This is a genomic window from Candidatus Ancaeobacter aquaticus (genome assembly GCA_030765405.1).
GTDB lineage: Bacteria > Auribacterota > Ancaeobacteria > Ancaeobacterales > Ancaeobacteraceae > Ancaeobacter > Ancaeobacter aquaticus.
The window spans coordinates 11919-27675 of sequence record JAVCCP010000013.1 but is presented as its reverse complement, the minus strand read 5'-3'; the positions used below and the strand labels follow the sequence as shown (position 1 = coordinate 27675).

17 protein-coding genes are annotated in these 15757 nt (G+C 37.9%); 16 read left to right on the top strand and 1 reads right to left on the bottom strand.

Features of this window, described 5'->3' with window-relative positions; genetic code table 11:
* Positions 1-591, top strand: a 591-nt coding sequence (locus P9M13_01630) for a tetratricopeptide repeat protein (protein MDP8261988.1), incomplete at its 5' end; no start/stop codon positions are given.
* 88 nt (positions 592-679) lie between these two features.
* On the opposite strand, the gene P9M13_01625 is transcribed toward P9M13_01630, so the two are convergent.
* Complete coding sequence (locus P9M13_01625) at positions 680-994, bottom strand: transposase (protein MDP8261987.1); 315 nt, start codon at positions 992-994, stop codon at positions 680-682.
* 28 nt (positions 995-1022) lie between these two features.
* Between P9M13_01625 and P9M13_01620 the strand changes: the two genes are divergently transcribed.
* The 15 genes from P9M13_01620 to ileS all read left to right on the top strand — a co-directional run bounded on the left by P9M13_01620 (position 1023) and on the right by ileS (position 15724).
* Entirely contained in the window at positions 1023-1334 is a 312-nt protein-coding gene (locus P9M13_01620) for a hypothetical protein (GenBank protein ID MDP8261986.1), read from the top strand.
* Positions 1335-1437: 103 nt separating this feature from the next.
* Positions 1438-1797 carry an NADH-quinone oxidoreductase subunit A gene (locus tag P9M13_01615; GenBank protein MDP8261985.1) on the top strand — a complete coding sequence of 120 codons (360 nt, stop codon included), beginning with the start codon at positions 1438-1440 and terminating at the stop codon, positions 1795-1797.
* Positions 1788-2309: an NADH-quinone oxidoreductase subunit B family protein gene (locus tag P9M13_01610; GenBank protein ID MDP8261984.1), complete on the top strand. Its 522-nt coding sequence runs from the start codon at positions 1788-1790 to the stop codon at positions 2307-2309. Before P9M13_01615 ends, P9M13_01610 begins: the two co-directional genes overlap by 10 nt.
* Complete coding sequence (locus tag P9M13_01605) at positions 2287-2736, top strand: NADH-quinone oxidoreductase subunit C (GenBank protein MDP8261983.1); 450 nt, start codon at positions 2287-2289, stop codon at positions 2734-2736. Before P9M13_01610 ends, P9M13_01605 begins: the two co-directional genes overlap by 23 nt.
* Positions 2733-3875, top strand: coding sequence for an NADH-quinone oxidoreductase subunit D (locus P9M13_01600; protein ID MDP8261982.1), 1143 nt, complete (start codon positions 2733-2735; stop codon positions 3873-3875). The genes P9M13_01605 and P9M13_01600 overlap by 4 nt, the downstream gene beginning before the upstream one ends.
* 45 nt (positions 3876-3920) lie before the next feature.
* Positions 3921-4286, top strand: a complete 366-nt coding sequence (locus tag P9M13_01595; protein MDP8261981.1) for a four helix bundle protein — start codon at positions 3921-3923, stop codon at positions 4284-4286.
* A 13-nt stretch (positions 4287-4299) separates the two neighbouring features.
* Complete coding sequence (gene nuoH / locus P9M13_01590; protein MDP8261980.1) at positions 4300-5259, top strand: NADH-quinone oxidoreductase subunit NuoH; 960 nt, start codon at positions 4300-4302, stop codon at positions 5257-5259.
* A gap of 17 nt (positions 5260-5276) precedes the next feature.
* On the top strand, positions 5277-5720 hold the full coding sequence (locus P9M13_01585) for an NADH-quinone oxidoreductase subunit I (protein MDP8261979.1): 444 nt from the start codon (positions 5277-5279) through the stop codon (positions 5718-5720).
* Positions 5701-6240 carry an NADH-quinone oxidoreductase subunit J gene (locus P9M13_01580; GenBank protein MDP8261978.1) on the top strand — a complete coding sequence of 180 codons (540 nt, stop codon included), beginning with the start codon at positions 5701-5703 and terminating at the stop codon, positions 6238-6240. Before P9M13_01585 ends, P9M13_01580 begins: the two co-directional genes overlap by 20 nt.
* Positions 6237-6545: an NADH-quinone oxidoreductase subunit NuoK gene (gene nuoK, locus P9M13_01575; protein MDP8261977.1), complete on the top strand. Its 309-nt coding sequence runs from the start codon at positions 6237-6239 to the stop codon at positions 6543-6545. The genes P9M13_01580 and nuoK overlap by 4 nt, the downstream gene beginning before the upstream one ends.
* 85 nt (positions 6546-6630) lie before the next feature.
* Complete coding sequence (gene nuoL, locus P9M13_01570) at positions 6631-8553, top strand: NADH-quinone oxidoreductase subunit L (GenBank protein ID MDP8261976.1); 1923 nt, start codon at positions 6631-6633, stop codon at positions 8551-8553.
* A gap of 305 nt (positions 8554-8858) precedes the next feature.
* Positions 8859-10337 (top strand): NADH-quinone oxidoreductase subunit M, encoded by a 1479-nt coding sequence (locus tag P9M13_01565; protein ID MDP8261975.1) that lies wholly within the window; start codon positions 8859-8861, stop codon positions 10335-10337.
* Complete coding sequence (locus P9M13_01560) at positions 10334-11779, top strand: NADH-quinone oxidoreductase subunit N (GenBank protein ID MDP8261974.1); 1446 nt, start codon at positions 10334-10336, stop codon at positions 11777-11779. The genes P9M13_01565 and P9M13_01560 overlap by 4 nt, the downstream gene beginning before the upstream one ends.
* A gap of 35 nt (positions 11780-11814) precedes the next feature.
* The gene (locus P9M13_01555) at positions 11815-12774 is read left to right on the top strand and encodes a GDP-mannose 4,6-dehydratase (protein MDP8261973.1); all 960 of its coding nucleotides are present in this window, start codon (positions 11815-11817) and stop codon (positions 12772-12774) included.
* A gap of 139 nt (positions 12775-12913) precedes the next feature.
* Positions 12914-15724, top strand: a complete 2811-nt coding sequence (gene ileS / locus P9M13_01550; protein MDP8261972.1) for an isoleucine--tRNA ligase — start codon at positions 12914-12916, stop codon at positions 15722-15724.
* Positions 15725-15757: the final 33 nt, after the last annotated feature.

Here is a 15757-nt window from a genome sequence, read left to right as displayed (position 1 = left end):
ATTGTTAGTTTGAATAAGGCGATAAAGCTTAATCCTAAACTTGCAGGCTCATATAGCGGACTAGGGCAATGCTATTTCAAAAACAAAGATTATAAAAACGCCAGTCTTAATTTTAAAAAGCTGACAGAGCTTACTCCCGGATCCGCGTGGGCGCATCATATGTTAGGGACATGCCTTTTAAGAAACGGTGAGAATGCTTTGGCCATTGCTAGTTTTAATAAGGCGATAAGGCTTAATCCTAAACTTGCAGGCGCGCATGCCGGGCTGAAAGCGGCTCTCGCAGCGGGAGCGGCGGCAAAACAGCCGTTAACCGAGAAACCAAAAAAGGCCCTGATAACTGATTCCAAAGAGTATGTCGCTCGTGCACTCAAGTCTTCATTGCACGCGCCGCGTAGATCGACTGACATAGAAACTGAAACAGCTGATGAAACTGCCGAAAAATTTACTGAAAAGATAGAAATAGATATGCGAACTGATTATCAAACAGACAATCGCTACCTATACGGCCCGGATCAACGGCAGTCACAAACACGCGATTCTATGACAGGTGGAGCGCAACGGATGACTCCGACTTCGTTAGATAATCACTAACCCATAAAAATATTGATAGCAGTTGCGGTCCGCAAGTAACGCGGACTGCAACGAAAATTAGGTTCTTTCGTGAATAACTTGGAAACATTTAACAAATTTTCGGATTTAACAGCCCGTAATGTTGATGTATCTTTAAGCAAAAATAATCAACATCTTTATAGCCATATGCCATCCGTTTAAGTCTTTTTATTTTATTATTAAATCCTTCGGATATTGCCGAACTTATTTTCTTTCTAAACCAGTTTAGAATATATTGCATTTTATCCGTAAAGCTTTGAGCGAGAGATTTAAAAACATCGATAGTGCTATCAAAGGCTTCATCAATCCGTCCATCCAAATATTTCTTAGCCTCGTCCTCATCCTTGCGCATGTATACGTTCAAAAAGCTTTCCTTCAATAACATTGCCTTGTAATAAGAGGAAGGGGAAATAATGAAAACTATAAAATTGATTTTTGGAGCATGCTTATTGAGCGTTTTTCTTTGTACCTTATCGGTACGTGCAGATGCTACGTTGTTACACGAATTTGATGGAAGTGTAACTGATGGAAGACAGCCTCAAGCTGATTTAACGCTGATTGGCAACACGATGTATAGCATGACGGGTTGGGGGGGGGCGAACAATAAAGGAACAATTTTTAGTGTTGATACTAATGGAAGTAATTTTACATTATTGCATTCATTAAATGTTGCAAATCTTATCTTTAAGTCCTTCCTGCAACATAATTTAACAGAAAAACGATAATTTATAATGATTTTTCTGCATTTATTTGCTATATTATCCGCTTTCCACTTAGCCACAAAGCCGTGGCATTATTTTATGATATGTTGTTTCCAATGGGGTTGTTATGGTTTTACATGATTATGGTTATGTAGGTATCTTTTTTCTTGCTGGAGTCGCGCTTGCTCTTGCAGCGTTGGTGACGGCATGGATTTTACGGCCAAATAAACCGAATCCCGTTAAATTATCCCCTTATGAATGCGGTGAGATAGTAAAAGGTAGTGGTTGGCTTCAGTTTAATGTGCGGTTTTATCTTATCGCACTTATATTCGTTGTTTTTGATATAGAAGCATTGTTTCTCGTTCCGTGGGTATATGCATTTAAATACATGGGAATCGTAGGATATGTTGAAATGATGATCTTTATTGCGATACTGTTTGTCGGGTTGGCGTATGCGTGGAGAAAAGGAGCATTGGAATGGCATTAATAAATAAGGTTCCTATTGTACTGGAAAAAGTACCTGGTGGGGATTTTCTTCTTACTCAAATAGACGCTGTACTTAACTGGGCAAAACTTTCAAGTATTTGGCCAATGAGCTTTGGTCTGGCATGTTGTGCTATTGAGATGATGGCTACCGGTGCTGCACGATATGACATTGATCGTTTCGGTGCTGGGGTATTTCGCGCATCTCCACGGCAATGCGATCTTATGATTGTTGCCGGTACGGTATGTACAAAAATGGCACCTTGTATTGAAAGACTCTACGAGCAAATGCCTGATCCAAAATACGTTATTGCTATGGGAAACTGTGCGATATCTGGCGGTATATTTCAGTATGATACCTATTCAGTTGTGAAGGGTGTAGATCAGATTGTTCCTGTAGATGTACATGTAGCCGGTTGTCCGCCACGACCTGAAAATCTTCTCCACGGTATTATACAGCTTCAAAATAAGATCAGAAAAGGTACTATCAAAGATGAACCAATTACAATTAGATGAACTAAAGAAATTTTTTAACAATATATCTCATGGCGAGCAGTCAAACAGCTATATTGTTCCTGCAAAAGATCTGTTCGCGTTTACTCAATACCTGAGGGATACTGTTGACCTTACGTTTGATTATCTGAAATCTATTACTGCGGTTGATTACAATGAAAACGTTGAAGTTGTCTATGAACTTTATTCTTTGAAGCTCAATATCAGTATTACATTAAAAGTAGCATTGTCACCAGGCGATCTCAAATGCGATAGTGTTTCGTCTATATGGGCAGCGGCTGATTGGTACGAAAGAGAAGTGTACGATATGTTTGGCGTGCAGTTTAATGGACACCCAAACATGAAAAGAATTCTCCTTGAGGATGGATGGGTAGGGTATCCGCTCAGAAAGAATTATCAAAATAAAGATATGGTAAAGAAACCAGTATGACAACTACGACAACATTAAACCCTGAGTACAATAGAGAGACCGACGAGTTTTATCTCAATATGGGACCTCAACACCCGTCAACACACGGGGTGCTTCGCCTTGAGCTAAAGATGGATGGTGAGGTTATCAATGAGGCAACTCCGCATATCGGTTATTTGCATCGTTCGATGGAAAAGATGATGGAAAACCGTACCTACATGCAGATTATTCCTTTGACCGACAGGTTAGATTATATTGCTTCTATGTCTAATAATCTCGCCTATGTTATGGCCGTTGAAAAGCTTATGGGAGTAGTTGTTCCTGAACGTGCGCAGTATATCAGAATAATTCTTGTTGAACTGCAGCGTATTGCAAGTCATTTACTTGGTGTCGGTACCTTCGCACAGGATCTTGGTGCGTTTGGAACACCTCTTCTGTATTGTTTTCGTGAAAGAGAAAAGATAATTGATATATATGAGGAAGTATGCGGAAACAGACTGACATACAGTTATTTTCGTTTTGGTGGTGTTGCGCGGGATGTCCCCGATACATTTTCTGATATGGTGCAAAAATATATAACCTATATATTACCAAAAATAAATGATCTCGAACGATTACTAACTAACAATGTTATTTTTCTTAACCGGACGAAAGGTGTTGGTGTTATTTCCCCAGAACAAGCTTTAACCTATGCGATAAGCGGTCCAAACATTCGTGGCTCTGGAATTAAATGGGATATACGTAAAGCTGAACCATATTCTCTGTATGAAAGATTTGATTTTGATGTGCCGATAGAAAAAAACGGTGATTGTTGGGATAGATATAAAGTACGTATCGAAGAAATGAGACAAAGCGTGAGGATTGTTGAACAGGCAATTAAACAATTGCCTGGTGGTGAAATTAATGCTCTTAAGCCAATGGCTATGAGGTATCCTAAGCCAGAAAAAGGGAGTGTTTATTTTAGAACGGAGGCTCCGCGTGGTGATCTTGGTTTTTATATTGTCAGTGATGGTACAGACAAACCGTATAGGGTAAAAGTGCGCGCACCATCGTTTTCAAATCTGGCAATATTACCGGAACTCATGAAGGGGCTTAAAATCGCAGACGTTGTCGCAATATGCGGTAGCTTAGATATTGTAATGGGAGAAATTGATAGATAGGCGAACCTATCTATCAGCTGTAAGCTATAAGCGATAAGATAAAAAATGACGCATTCATTTAAAAATATAAAAGTATGGGAAAAAGCTCATTCGTTAGTATTAGAAATATATAAAATTACGAAATTGTTTCCGGAGTCTGAAAAATATGGTTTAGTATCGCAACTTAGAAGATATGCTGCATCTATTCCAACAAATATTGTTGAAGGGTATAAGAGGAGAAGTAATAAAGATTTTGCGCATTTTCTTAATATTGCGGATAGTTCTTTAGAGGAGACAAAGTATCATTTACTTTTAGTTTATGATTTAGAATATGTAAAAAAGAATGATTATGAAAGGATAATGGAGCTAGCTGATGAAGTTGGTCGTATGTTGTCAGGTTTTCAAAAGAAACTTATAACTTACAGCTTATAGCTTACAACTTATTATGGGTATTTTAGACATTTTATATTTAATTTTTATTGTTGTTGCTGTTCTTGGCTTTATTGCTATTTCGGGGATGTTCTTGATCTGGTGGGAGCGAAAAGTTGCAGGACATATACAAACGCGTTTTGGGCCCATGCGGGTTGGTTGGCATGGTTGGCTTCAGTCAATTGCTGATACAATTAAGTTATTGATCAAAGAGGATATCAGGCCAGCTAAAATTGATCATATTGTGTTTCGTATGGCACCGTATATTGTCATTGTTCCTGCGGTTATGGCTTTTGTTGTAATTCCTTTTAGCGAGAAATGGATTGTCCGGGACCTTAATATGGGGCTTTTTTATATTGTTGCTGTTTCAGGGCTCGGCGTTTTTGGGATACTTATGGCCGGATGGGCGTCTGATAACAAATATTCACTGCTTGGTGGTATGAGAGCCGTCGCACAGATGGTTAGCTATGAAGTTCCTATGATCGTGTCTCTTATAACGGTTCTTTTATATGTTGGTTCTTCGGGAATGAACGATATTGTTAAGGCGCAGGAAAACCTGTGGTTTATATTTAGACCAAATTTATTTATTTGTTTTCTTATCTATTTTATAGCCGGTATTGCTGAAACAAATAGAGTTCCATTTGATATTCCTGAAGCTGAAAGTGAACTTGTATCAGGTTTTCATACTGAGTACAGCGGGATGCGTTTTGCGCTCTTTTTTGTTGGTGAGTATACAAATGTTTTTATCGTTTCATCAGTAGCAGTAGTTGTCTTTCTTGGTGGATGGCAGGGGCCAATATTGCCTGGTTTTATGTGGTTTCTCATTAAGGTATACGGGATTATTTTTGTAATGATGTTGATACGATGGACGTTTCCAAGACTACGTGTTGATCAACTCATGTCGTTTTCATGGAAATTCTTAACGCCACTGGCATTTATTAATTTAGCGATAACAGCATTTTTACTGCTTCTTTAAAATAGAGAGTGATTGTCATGATACAGTATATAGGAAATATTATTAAAGGGATATGGAGCCTGCTTCTGGGGCTGTCTGTAACAGTAAAAAATCTATTCAGTCATGCAGTTACTTTACAATATCCTAAAGAGCGGCAGAAAATGACGGACCGTTTCAGGGGACTTGTTGAATTAAATAAAGAGAAATGCGTCTCATGTATGCAGTGTGTGAAAATCTGTCCTGATGGATGTCTTGCCATTAAAGCGACTGTTGGGGAAGATAAGAAAAAGGTTTTAGAGTCATTTGTATATGATGCCGCGCTATGTTGTTTTTGCGGTTTTTGTGAAGAGGTATGTCCTACAAAAGCGATTTATATGAATAAAGATTATGAGGTTGCGGTAATTGACGATAGGTCGTTACTTACGGTTGATTTAATGAAGGGATATGAAGGAGTAAGCTGGCATGTTCGAGTGGATCAATAGTTTTAAAATAAGTGAAACATTCATTGCGCTTGCAGTATTTTATTGTGTGCTTGCAGTTACGGTGATTTCAGCTGTGCTGGTAGTTACATTGAAGAATATTTTTCACTCTGCATTAGCTCTTGCTCTGACATTAATCGGTATTGCCTGTATATATCTTTATCTCAATTGTGAATTTTTAGCAATAATGCAGCTGTTGCTGTATGTCGGAGCGATTCTGACGCTTATATTATTTGCGATCATGCTTATTGCGCGCATTAACGATAAATATGTAAAACAATCAAATGAGCAAAAGGGGATATCCTTTATCTTGTGTGGTTCGTTATTTGTTTTGATTGTCATAGCTATCTCTAAATTAGCCTTTAAGGATACTCTTGTAAAAGGATATACAACGTTTCAGGATATTGGCAAAGCGGTTTTAACACAGTATGCATTACCGTTTGAATTTGTTTCAATTGTGTTATTGGCATCTTTAATCGGGGCAATTGCACTTGCTTCTCGTACAAAGGATGGTGACCAATGAACATTATCCCGGTAAGTCATTTTCTTGTTGTAGCAGCGTTGCTGTTTGTTATAGGTCTTTACGGTGTTCTGACACGGAGAAATACTATCGGTATTTTGATGAGTATTGAGTTAATGCTTAATGCCGCAAATATCAATTTTTTGGTATATAGCAGAGTGTGGGGAAACGAACAAGGTCTCATATTTGTAATATTCGTTATTGCTACAGCTGCCGCTGCGACTATTGTGGGGCTCGCGATTTTAATTGCTGTGTACAGACAAGCAAAAACAATATATGCCGATAGAATGAATTTAATGAGATGGTAGATTCGTTCATCGTTCATAGAATATATATTAAGAAAAAAATGAACGTATAAAGAAAGTAATCGAAAAATAGGAATATACGAAGTATATGAATTACCCGTATTTAATACCGGTGTTTCCGGCAATAGCATTTATAATAATTATTTTCCTTGGGAAACGATTAGGGAAAATAAGTGCATATATTTCTGTTTGTGCATCTTCTCTTTCTGTGCTTTTTTCAATAAGTACATTTGTTAATCTTCTGCAAGGAGATGTTGTTAGATTTAATTTTGATTGGCTTGTTTTGCGTAACGCAAAATTCAGTTTCGGTATTCTTGTTGATCCGCTTTGTGTAACAATGCTTTTAGTTGTATCAATTATTGGCACTCTCATACAGATTTATTCAATGGGGTACATGGGTGGGGATAAACGGTACAGTAGATTTTTTGCCTATATGTCACTTTTTATGTTCTCCATGCTGGGACTCGTTCTCGCAAATAATTTTATCATGCTATACATATTTTGGGAGTTAGTTGGTGCTTGTTCGTATTTGCTTATCGGTTTTTGGTTTGAGAAAGATTCTGCTGCTGAAGCCGGCAAAAAAGCTTTTATAACAACACGTATTGGTGATGTTTGTCTCTTTATTGGTCTGGCAATAGTCTTTTGGATAACAGGGAGTGCCTATTTTACCGATTTACCGGTATCTTCTCTCAAAGAACATTATAATCTTCTTACCGTTGCCGCAATTTTGATTTTTGGTGGCGCAGTGGGTAAATCTGCTCAGTTTCCGCTTCATGTATGGCTGCCAGACGCAATGGAAGGGCCAACACCGGTGAGTGCTCTTATACATGCGGCAACAATGGTTGCAGCTGGGGTATATCTTGTCGCGCGGTGTTATGCACTTTTTATTACTCATGACGTTGCTTTACTTGTTGTTGCCTATATCGGCATCATTACCGCTTTTATGGGTGCTTCAATAGCTCTTGTCTCTAACGATATAAAAAAAATTCTCGCATATTCCACGATCAGTCAGCTTGGTTTTATGATGACTGCACTCGGCATTGGAGGGTATTCAGCGGGGACTTTTCATTTAATGACACACTCATTCTTTAAAGCACTTCTTTTCTTAGGTGCTGGAAGCATTATACACGGTACTAATGTTCAGGATATCAGACAGATGGGTGGACTATTCTCAAAAATGAAAGTTACCGCGATAACATTTATTATCGGTGCGCTTGCAATTAGTGGGGTGCCTCCTTTTGCCGGTTTTTGGAGTAAAGATAGTATTATGGCAGAAATATTTTTGAGTGGGCATCATGTAGTTTTTGCATTAGCGTATTTGAGCTGTATATTTACTGCGTTTTATATGTTCCGTTTATGTTTTGTAGTGTTTTTTGGAAAACCGAAGAATGATGAAATTCATGCGCATGAATCACCAAAAGTCATGACTATACCTCTTGTGATATTATCAGTTTTTGCAGTGTTTGTTGGTCTAATTGGATCTCCTATTATGCATAATTGGTTCGAACATTTTGTTTCTTTTGGTGATGGTGGTCACCATGGAATGCATACGGGGATCATGGTATCTTCAATTATTGCGTCTGTTATTGGGATAACCATAGCATATATCCTTTATATGCTTAAAATAAAGATAGTTCCAGATGTTATAAGGAAACGTTTTTCGCTTGTATATAAAGTGCTTATACATAAATACTATTTTGATGAGCTCTATTTGCATATATTCATAAGGCCATTTATGCTTACGAGCCGATTTCTAAACCGCTTCGACAAGAATGTTGTTGATGGACTGGTTAAAGGGGTTGGGGTTATTTCAATCTTTTTAGGTGAAATGCAGTATGTATTCGATAAATATATTATTAACGGATTAGTTAATGGTACTGCATGGGGTGTGAGGTCTTTGAGTAAATATGGGCGAAAAGTCCAAACAGGAGTAATTCAGAATTACATGCTTTTTGTGGTTTTGGGTATTGTTATTATATTGTTTATTAATGTGCTAGGGGGTGAGAAATAGTAATATCCACAATTTGGAGGTTCAGATTTGAACCGTATGCAAGGCGTGACGACGCCGACGTACCCTATGTGGTACGTCAAGGAGGAGCAACGAAGTAGATGTCCAAATATGTGCCTCCCCGGAGGGGCTGGCCGATTTTGGGCTGCAACTGTGTCACTTATCGTTTGCGTATCGCAGGGGATACGCGGCACTCTTCGTTCCTTATTTCGCTCCAAAATCGGCTCAGCCAAATTGTAGATATTACTATTTCTCACCCCCTCAAGTAATATGAGATATTGAAAATTGCTATTTAAAAAGGGGAGTCTATGAAAGTGCCGATTTTAACACTGATAACGTTTACACCAATTCTTGGTATTTTGTGTCTTTTGTTTATTCCAAAAACGAAAGAACAACTTATTCGAATCATTGCTACTGTTTTTAGCGCGATACCACTTGTTCTGTGTATACTCCTTATGTTTGCTTATGATTATTCAAATGGCAATATGCAATTTGTTGAGAGAGTTACGTGGATAAAAGCGTTTAATATTCACTACTTTCTTGGAATAGACGGTATTAGTCTTCCCATGATAGCGTTGACGACACTGCTATCGTTTCTCGCTTGTATCGCTTCATATAAAATTAAAGGAAGACAAAAGGAATACTTTATTTTGTATTTGCTTCTTGTTACAGGAATGATCGGGACATTTTTAGCTCTTGATCTGTTTCTTTTCTATGTTTTCTGGGAAGTTGTGCTTGTACCAATGTATTTTTTGATTGGCATATGGGGTGGTCCCCGGAAAGAATATGCCGCTATGAAATTCTTTTTATACACCCTCGCTGGTAGCGTATTTATGCTTCTCGGATTTTTAGCGCTTTATTTTACCAGTGATCCTCATACCTTTGATATGCTGGAACTTGCGCGGGGAAGTGGCAGGTTTGTTCTTGGTTTTCAGCAGGTTGTATTCATTGCGATATTTCTAGGTTTTGCGATTAAAGTACCTATTTTTCCATTTCACACGTGGTTGCCCGATGCACACGTTGAAGCGCCGACACCAATAAGTGTTATTTTGGCTGGAGTTCTTCTCAAGATGGGCTGTTACGGATTCTTTAGAATTAGTTATCCTATACTTCCTGATGCGGCACAATGGTTCAGTTATCCACTGGCTATACTGGGTGTCGTTAATATTGTTTACGGCGCTTTTGTGGCGTTATCACAGGTTGATTTCAAGAAAATGGTCGCGTATTCAAGTATTAGCCATATGGGATTTGTTTTACTCGGGCTTGCAAGTATGACTTCTACAGGCATTAATGGCGCTCTGATGCAAATGTTTAACCATGGAGTTATTACCGGCGGCATGTTCTTACTTGTCGGCGTATTGTATGATCGTACTCATACCAGAGACTTAAAGAATTTTGGTGGACTTGGCGCACAAGTCCCTGTGTATGGTGGATTCCTTATATTGTTTACGATGGGGTCATTAGGTCTTCCGGGTTTGAGCGGTTTTGTTGGTGAGTTTATGGCTCTTTTAGGTACGTTTCCTGTATTTAGGGTGGTGACCATATTAGCGGTTATGGGCATCGTTGTCGCAGCGGCATATCATTTAAAGATGCTACAGAGAGTATTGCTTGGACCATTGAATCAGCGTTGGAAAGACATGAAGGATATAAGTGTATCTGAAATAATTACGTTAGTGCCGCTTATGATCTTAGTGGTTTTAATTGGTATATATCCAATGATCTTACTTGATATCCAGGTGCCGGCAATTACTGAGCTTCTAGCGAAAATAAAAGGGCTGTTATTATGACGTTACAAGAATTATATGTTCACGCAAAGTATATTTCTCCTGAATTATTTTTGATCTTTTCAGGATTTTGTGTTGTTCTTTGCGGTAAGAGTTTTCGGAACCAGCAGAAAATTCTAGGTATTGCTACTGTTATGAGTTTTGTTGTTGCAATGATTATTCTCGGTTTCTGCGCGTTCACGTATCCCGATAAAGAATTATTTTACGGGATGGTTCGTATTGATCCTTTTTCACTCACGCTAAGATTTCTTATTTTTATTACCATGATCTTGGTCGGACTTCTTTCCATGGGAGACGAGTTTAATGATAAAAAAGAGTTTCCCGAATATTTTGCCTTATTGCTTTTTAACGGGGTAGGTCTCAGTTTTCTTGTTATGGCAAATAATCTTTTACTTATTTATCTTTCCCTTGAGCTGGTTTCTCTTACTACATATATATTGGTGTCTGTGTCAAAAAGAACATTTCTTGCTGGTGAAGCAAGCCTGAAGTATTTTTTGTTTGGAGCTCTTTCGACTGCTATTTTCCTTTTTGGTATTTCTATGGTGTATGGTTTGACAGGGACACTTGATCTAGGGGTAATGAGCGTGAATGTCGCTCGTGGTGGTATCGATGCAGGTGTCATGTATGTGGCACTCGTATTTCTTTTAGTTGGGTTCGGATTCAAAATTGCCATGGTACCATTTCACATGTGGGCGCCTGATGCTTATCAAGGTGCGTCAACACCCATCACAGCATTTATGTCAGTTGCTCCAAAAATTGCCGCATTTGGAGTTTTCTTAAGGATCTTTTATAGTGGGATTGGTGATTTTGGCGTTAATTGGCACGACTTGATCGGTGTATTAGCCGTTATTACAATGACTGTAGGAAATATTCTCGCGATTTCACAAAATAATATTAAAAGGATGCTTGCGTATTCAAGTATTGCTCAAGCTGGATACATTTTAATAGGGTTTGCCGTTCCGACTCTACTCGGTAAAGAAGCAGTGTTAATGTATTTATTGGTATATATCTTTATGAATATAGGCGCATTTACGATTGCGATTATGCTTATACGTTCACTAAAATCCGAACAGATAAGTGATTTTAGGGGACTTGCAAAAATTGTTCCGGGAACAGCATTTGCTTTTGCGGTATTTTTACTGTCACTTGCTGGTATTCCGCCACTGGCTGGATTTTTAGGTAAGTTTTATGTGTTTAGTGCTGCTATTGAATCACACATGATATATCTTGCGCTTGCAGGTATAATTAATAGTGTCATTGGCCTTTATTATTATGTAAGAGTAATTAAATATATGTATGTTGATACTGCGCGTAGGGATGTTACTATTGTAACGCACCCTGCTTTGACAACTGCGGTAATAATATCATTAGTTGGAACACTGATTATTGGTATATATCCAACACCTTTTATAAAAATCATTACGTTTGCAGTAAGTATTTTTTAGTGGGTATAGAGCTGCTTGAATAAGAAGGGAAAGAAATGAACATTTTAGTTACCGGTGGGGCAGGTTTTATTGGGTCACATCTTGTTGAGCGATGCATAGCCGAAGGGCACAGAGTTATTTGTGTTGATAACTTTGATACTTTTTATGATCCGAAAATCAAAGAGAAGAATCTCAGTAACGTTATTAATCACGATATGTTTACTCTTTATCGCGATGATATTCGTGATGCCAAGAGGATGGACACTATATTTTCTAATACAAAACCAGATATTGTTATTCATTTGGCTGCACGTGCTGGTGTTCGTCCGTCAATCAAGGATCCCCTTATTTATGAAGATGTCAATCTAAAGGGGACTATGAACATTCTTGAATGTGTTCGGAAATATAAAGTAAAAAAAATGATTTTTAGTTCATCGTCATCTGTATATGGCTCGCGTACAAATATTCCGTTTAAAGAGGATGAATTTGCTCAAAAACCAATTTCACCGTATGCGGCAACAAAAATGGCTGGTGAAATGTTGTGTTATACGTATCATCACCTGTACCAAATCCCTATAATATGTTTACGTTTATTTACAGTCTACGGGCCGCGTCAACGACCTGAGATGGCAATTCATAAATTTACCCGTGCATTATTATCAAATGAAGAGATAACTCTCTATGGAGATGGTGCATCTGCCCGTGATTATACATTTGTAAGCGATATTGTTAGCGGCATAGTCGCTTCAATAGAGGTGGAGTGTAATTACGAAATTATGAATTTGGGTGACTCAGAAACAGTAAAGCTGAGCACATTGATAGAACTGATCCAGAAGAATTGCGGTTGTAATGGGAAAATAACCTATTTGGGTAATCAGCCGGGTGATGTTCCTGTAACGTGTGCATCAATTGAGTGCGCCACGAAAGTTCTTAAGTACAAGCCGAAAGTAAATATAGCTGAAGGCATTGAAAAATTTGTACAGTGGTACAAAAGTGAATTTGATATAAACGGATAGGATTTTACTGTAAGTATTTTTGGTAGTCAGTAGTATAAGTAATTGAATAGCAAGCGAATAGGGTTTTATAAAACATAATTGACAAAAAATCTTCTGTTTGATAATATCTTGCGCCTAATTCTATATAAAGGAATATTTTATGAATTATAAGGATACGATAAATCTTCCGCAAACTGCTTTTCCGATGAAAGCGGCACTAAAAGATCGCGAACCGGTCATCCTCTCTCAGTGGAAAGAGAAGGATATGTATAAAGCGCTTAGAGAGAATAAAAAAGGCAAGAAGAAATTTATTTTGCATGATGGTCCTCCATATGCGAACGGTAACATACACATTGGACACGCACTAAACAAGATATTAAAAGATGTTGTTATTAAATATAAAACATTAAGAGGTTATGATGCCCCGTATGTTCCCGGCTGGGATTGTCATGGTTTACCAGTTGAGCATCAGCTTTTTAAAGAATTGAATAAAACAAAGCATGATGTTGATCATGTTGAGTTTAGAAAAAGTGCTAGGAAGTATGCGTCAAAATATGTTGATATTCAAAAAGAGCAGTTTAAGCGATTAGGTGTTTTTGGTGATTGGGAAAAACCGTATCTTACAATGAACTCTGAATACGTTTCTGCGATAATTCGTTCTTTTTCTCAGTTATATAAAAAAGGATATATTTATAGAGGATTAAAACCAATATATTGGTGCTGCAAATGTGAAACAGCTTTAGCAGAAGCTGAGATTGAGTATGCCGAGCATTCATCACCTTCTATACATGTTGCGTTTGATTTTGTTGATTCGTTTGAAGATATTGTTCCCGGTGTGAAGGATGTTTCTATCGTTATTTGGACTACAACGCCGTGGACAATACCTGCTAATATGGCTACTGCAGTGGCCGCTGATTTGTCGTATGCCATTGTTCGTTATCATGATGGTTCAAAAGAGCGCGTGGTTATAATACTTGAGGAACTTATTGGAAAAGCTTTTGAAACAATAGGTATAACACATTATGAAGTGATACATGTTATTAAAGGTAAAGAGCTGGAGGGAAGAGCATATAAACATCCATTTATGGATCGTGTGAACAAGGTGGTATTATGCGATTTTATTGATACCAGTGAAGGTGTTGGTTGTGTCCATATAGCGCCCGGTCATGGGCAGGATGACTTTAAGGTAGGAAAAAAATATAATCTCGATGTTTTTATGCCGGTGAATGATAAAGGATTGTTTACCGAAGCTTTTCCAGGGTTTGAAGGAGTTCACGTATTTAAGGCTAATGATCGTATAATTGATATCTTGAAGGATAAAAATGCGTTGCTTTTTGCAGGAAAAACACTCCATTCGTATCCGTATTGCTGGCGTTGTAAATCACCAGTAATTTTTCGTGCAACGCCTCAATGGTTTATAGATGTCGATAGTAATAATTTAAGACAAGACACATTACAAGAAATTAAAAATGTAAAGTGGATCCCCAATAGAAGTGAAGGAAGAATATCAGCAATGGTTGAAGGACGACCTGACTGGTGTTTGTCACGACAAAGATTGTGGGGCGTTCCTATTCCCGCATTTTATTGCAAAAAATGCAATACCGAGATTATTACTGAAGAAATACTCCACAATTTCGAAAAAATGGTTGAACAGTCAAATGAAGATGTATGGTTTGAGAAGGACCCAAAAGAATTCTTGCCGGAAGGTTTCACCTGCCCGCATTGTTCTCATAGTGAGTTTATAAAAGAAAAAGATATCTTGGATGTATGGTTTGATTCTGGAGTGAGTCATCAGGCTGTTCTTGAGAAAAGAGAAGAATTATTAAATCCTGCTGATTTATATCTTGAGGGAAGTGACCAACACAGAGGCTGGTTTCAATCCGCTATACTTACAGCTATGGGAATAATGAACAAACCTTCGTACAAAAGTGTTCTCACACATGGTTTTGTTGTTGACGGAGAAGGTAAAAAGATGTCGAAGTCGAGAGGAAATGTTGTTTCTCCGTTGGATACAATTAATTCGCACGGTGCGGATATTTTGCGGTTGTGGGTAGCAAGTGTTGACTATACTGATGATGTAAGAATTTCAAAGGAAATTGTAGAGCAGCTAGCTGATGCATACAGGAAAATGAGAAATACAATACGGTATCTTTTAGGTAATATTTGTGATTTTGATCTCCAGGAGAATAAAGTTCCTTATGAGAAGCTTACCTCTATTGATAAATGGGCGCTATCACATACATATCTATTGTTAGAAAAGGTGACTGAGCATTATGAAGCGTATGACTTTTATAAGGCGTATCGAGCTATTTATAATTATTGTGTTGTTGATATGAGTTCATTCTATTTCGATATTTTAAAAGATAGACTATATACTGCCTATAGAGATTCGCGCCAGCGGAGATCCGCTCAAACCGTATTACACGAAATATTGTTAATTCTAGTCAAAGTTCTTTCACCTATATTGTCTTTTACCGCAGAAGAGGTATGGGGGTATATTGATCAGAAAAGCCGAGATAATATCGAGAGTGTTCATATGTCATCGTGGCCGAGCCATTCCAAAGATCGTATAGATAATACGTTAGAGAAAAAATGGTCAAAAATGATAGAGGTGAGGAAAGAAGTGCTCAAAGTACTTGAAGAGATGAGAAAAAACAAGGTTATTGGTAATTCCTTACAAGCAAGAGTATGCTTATGTGCTGAGAATGAGGAGATTAAAGCACTTTTAGACGAGTATAAAGACCAATTACAAGCGATTTTTATCGTCTCAGATGTAGAATTCTGTTCTCGTGAAAAAGTTAATGACAATTTTACGAATTCTGATACAATTGCGAACTTCTTTATTTATGCAGAGAAAGCTCATGGAGAGAAATGTGAGCGCTGCTGGTGTTATAGTGTCTCTGTAGGAGAGCACTCAGAACATAAAACAATATGTCAGAAGTGTGTAAATGCGATAACTCAAGGGGCCTAATTCGGTGCCCATTAAAAATTTATCCGTATAGGG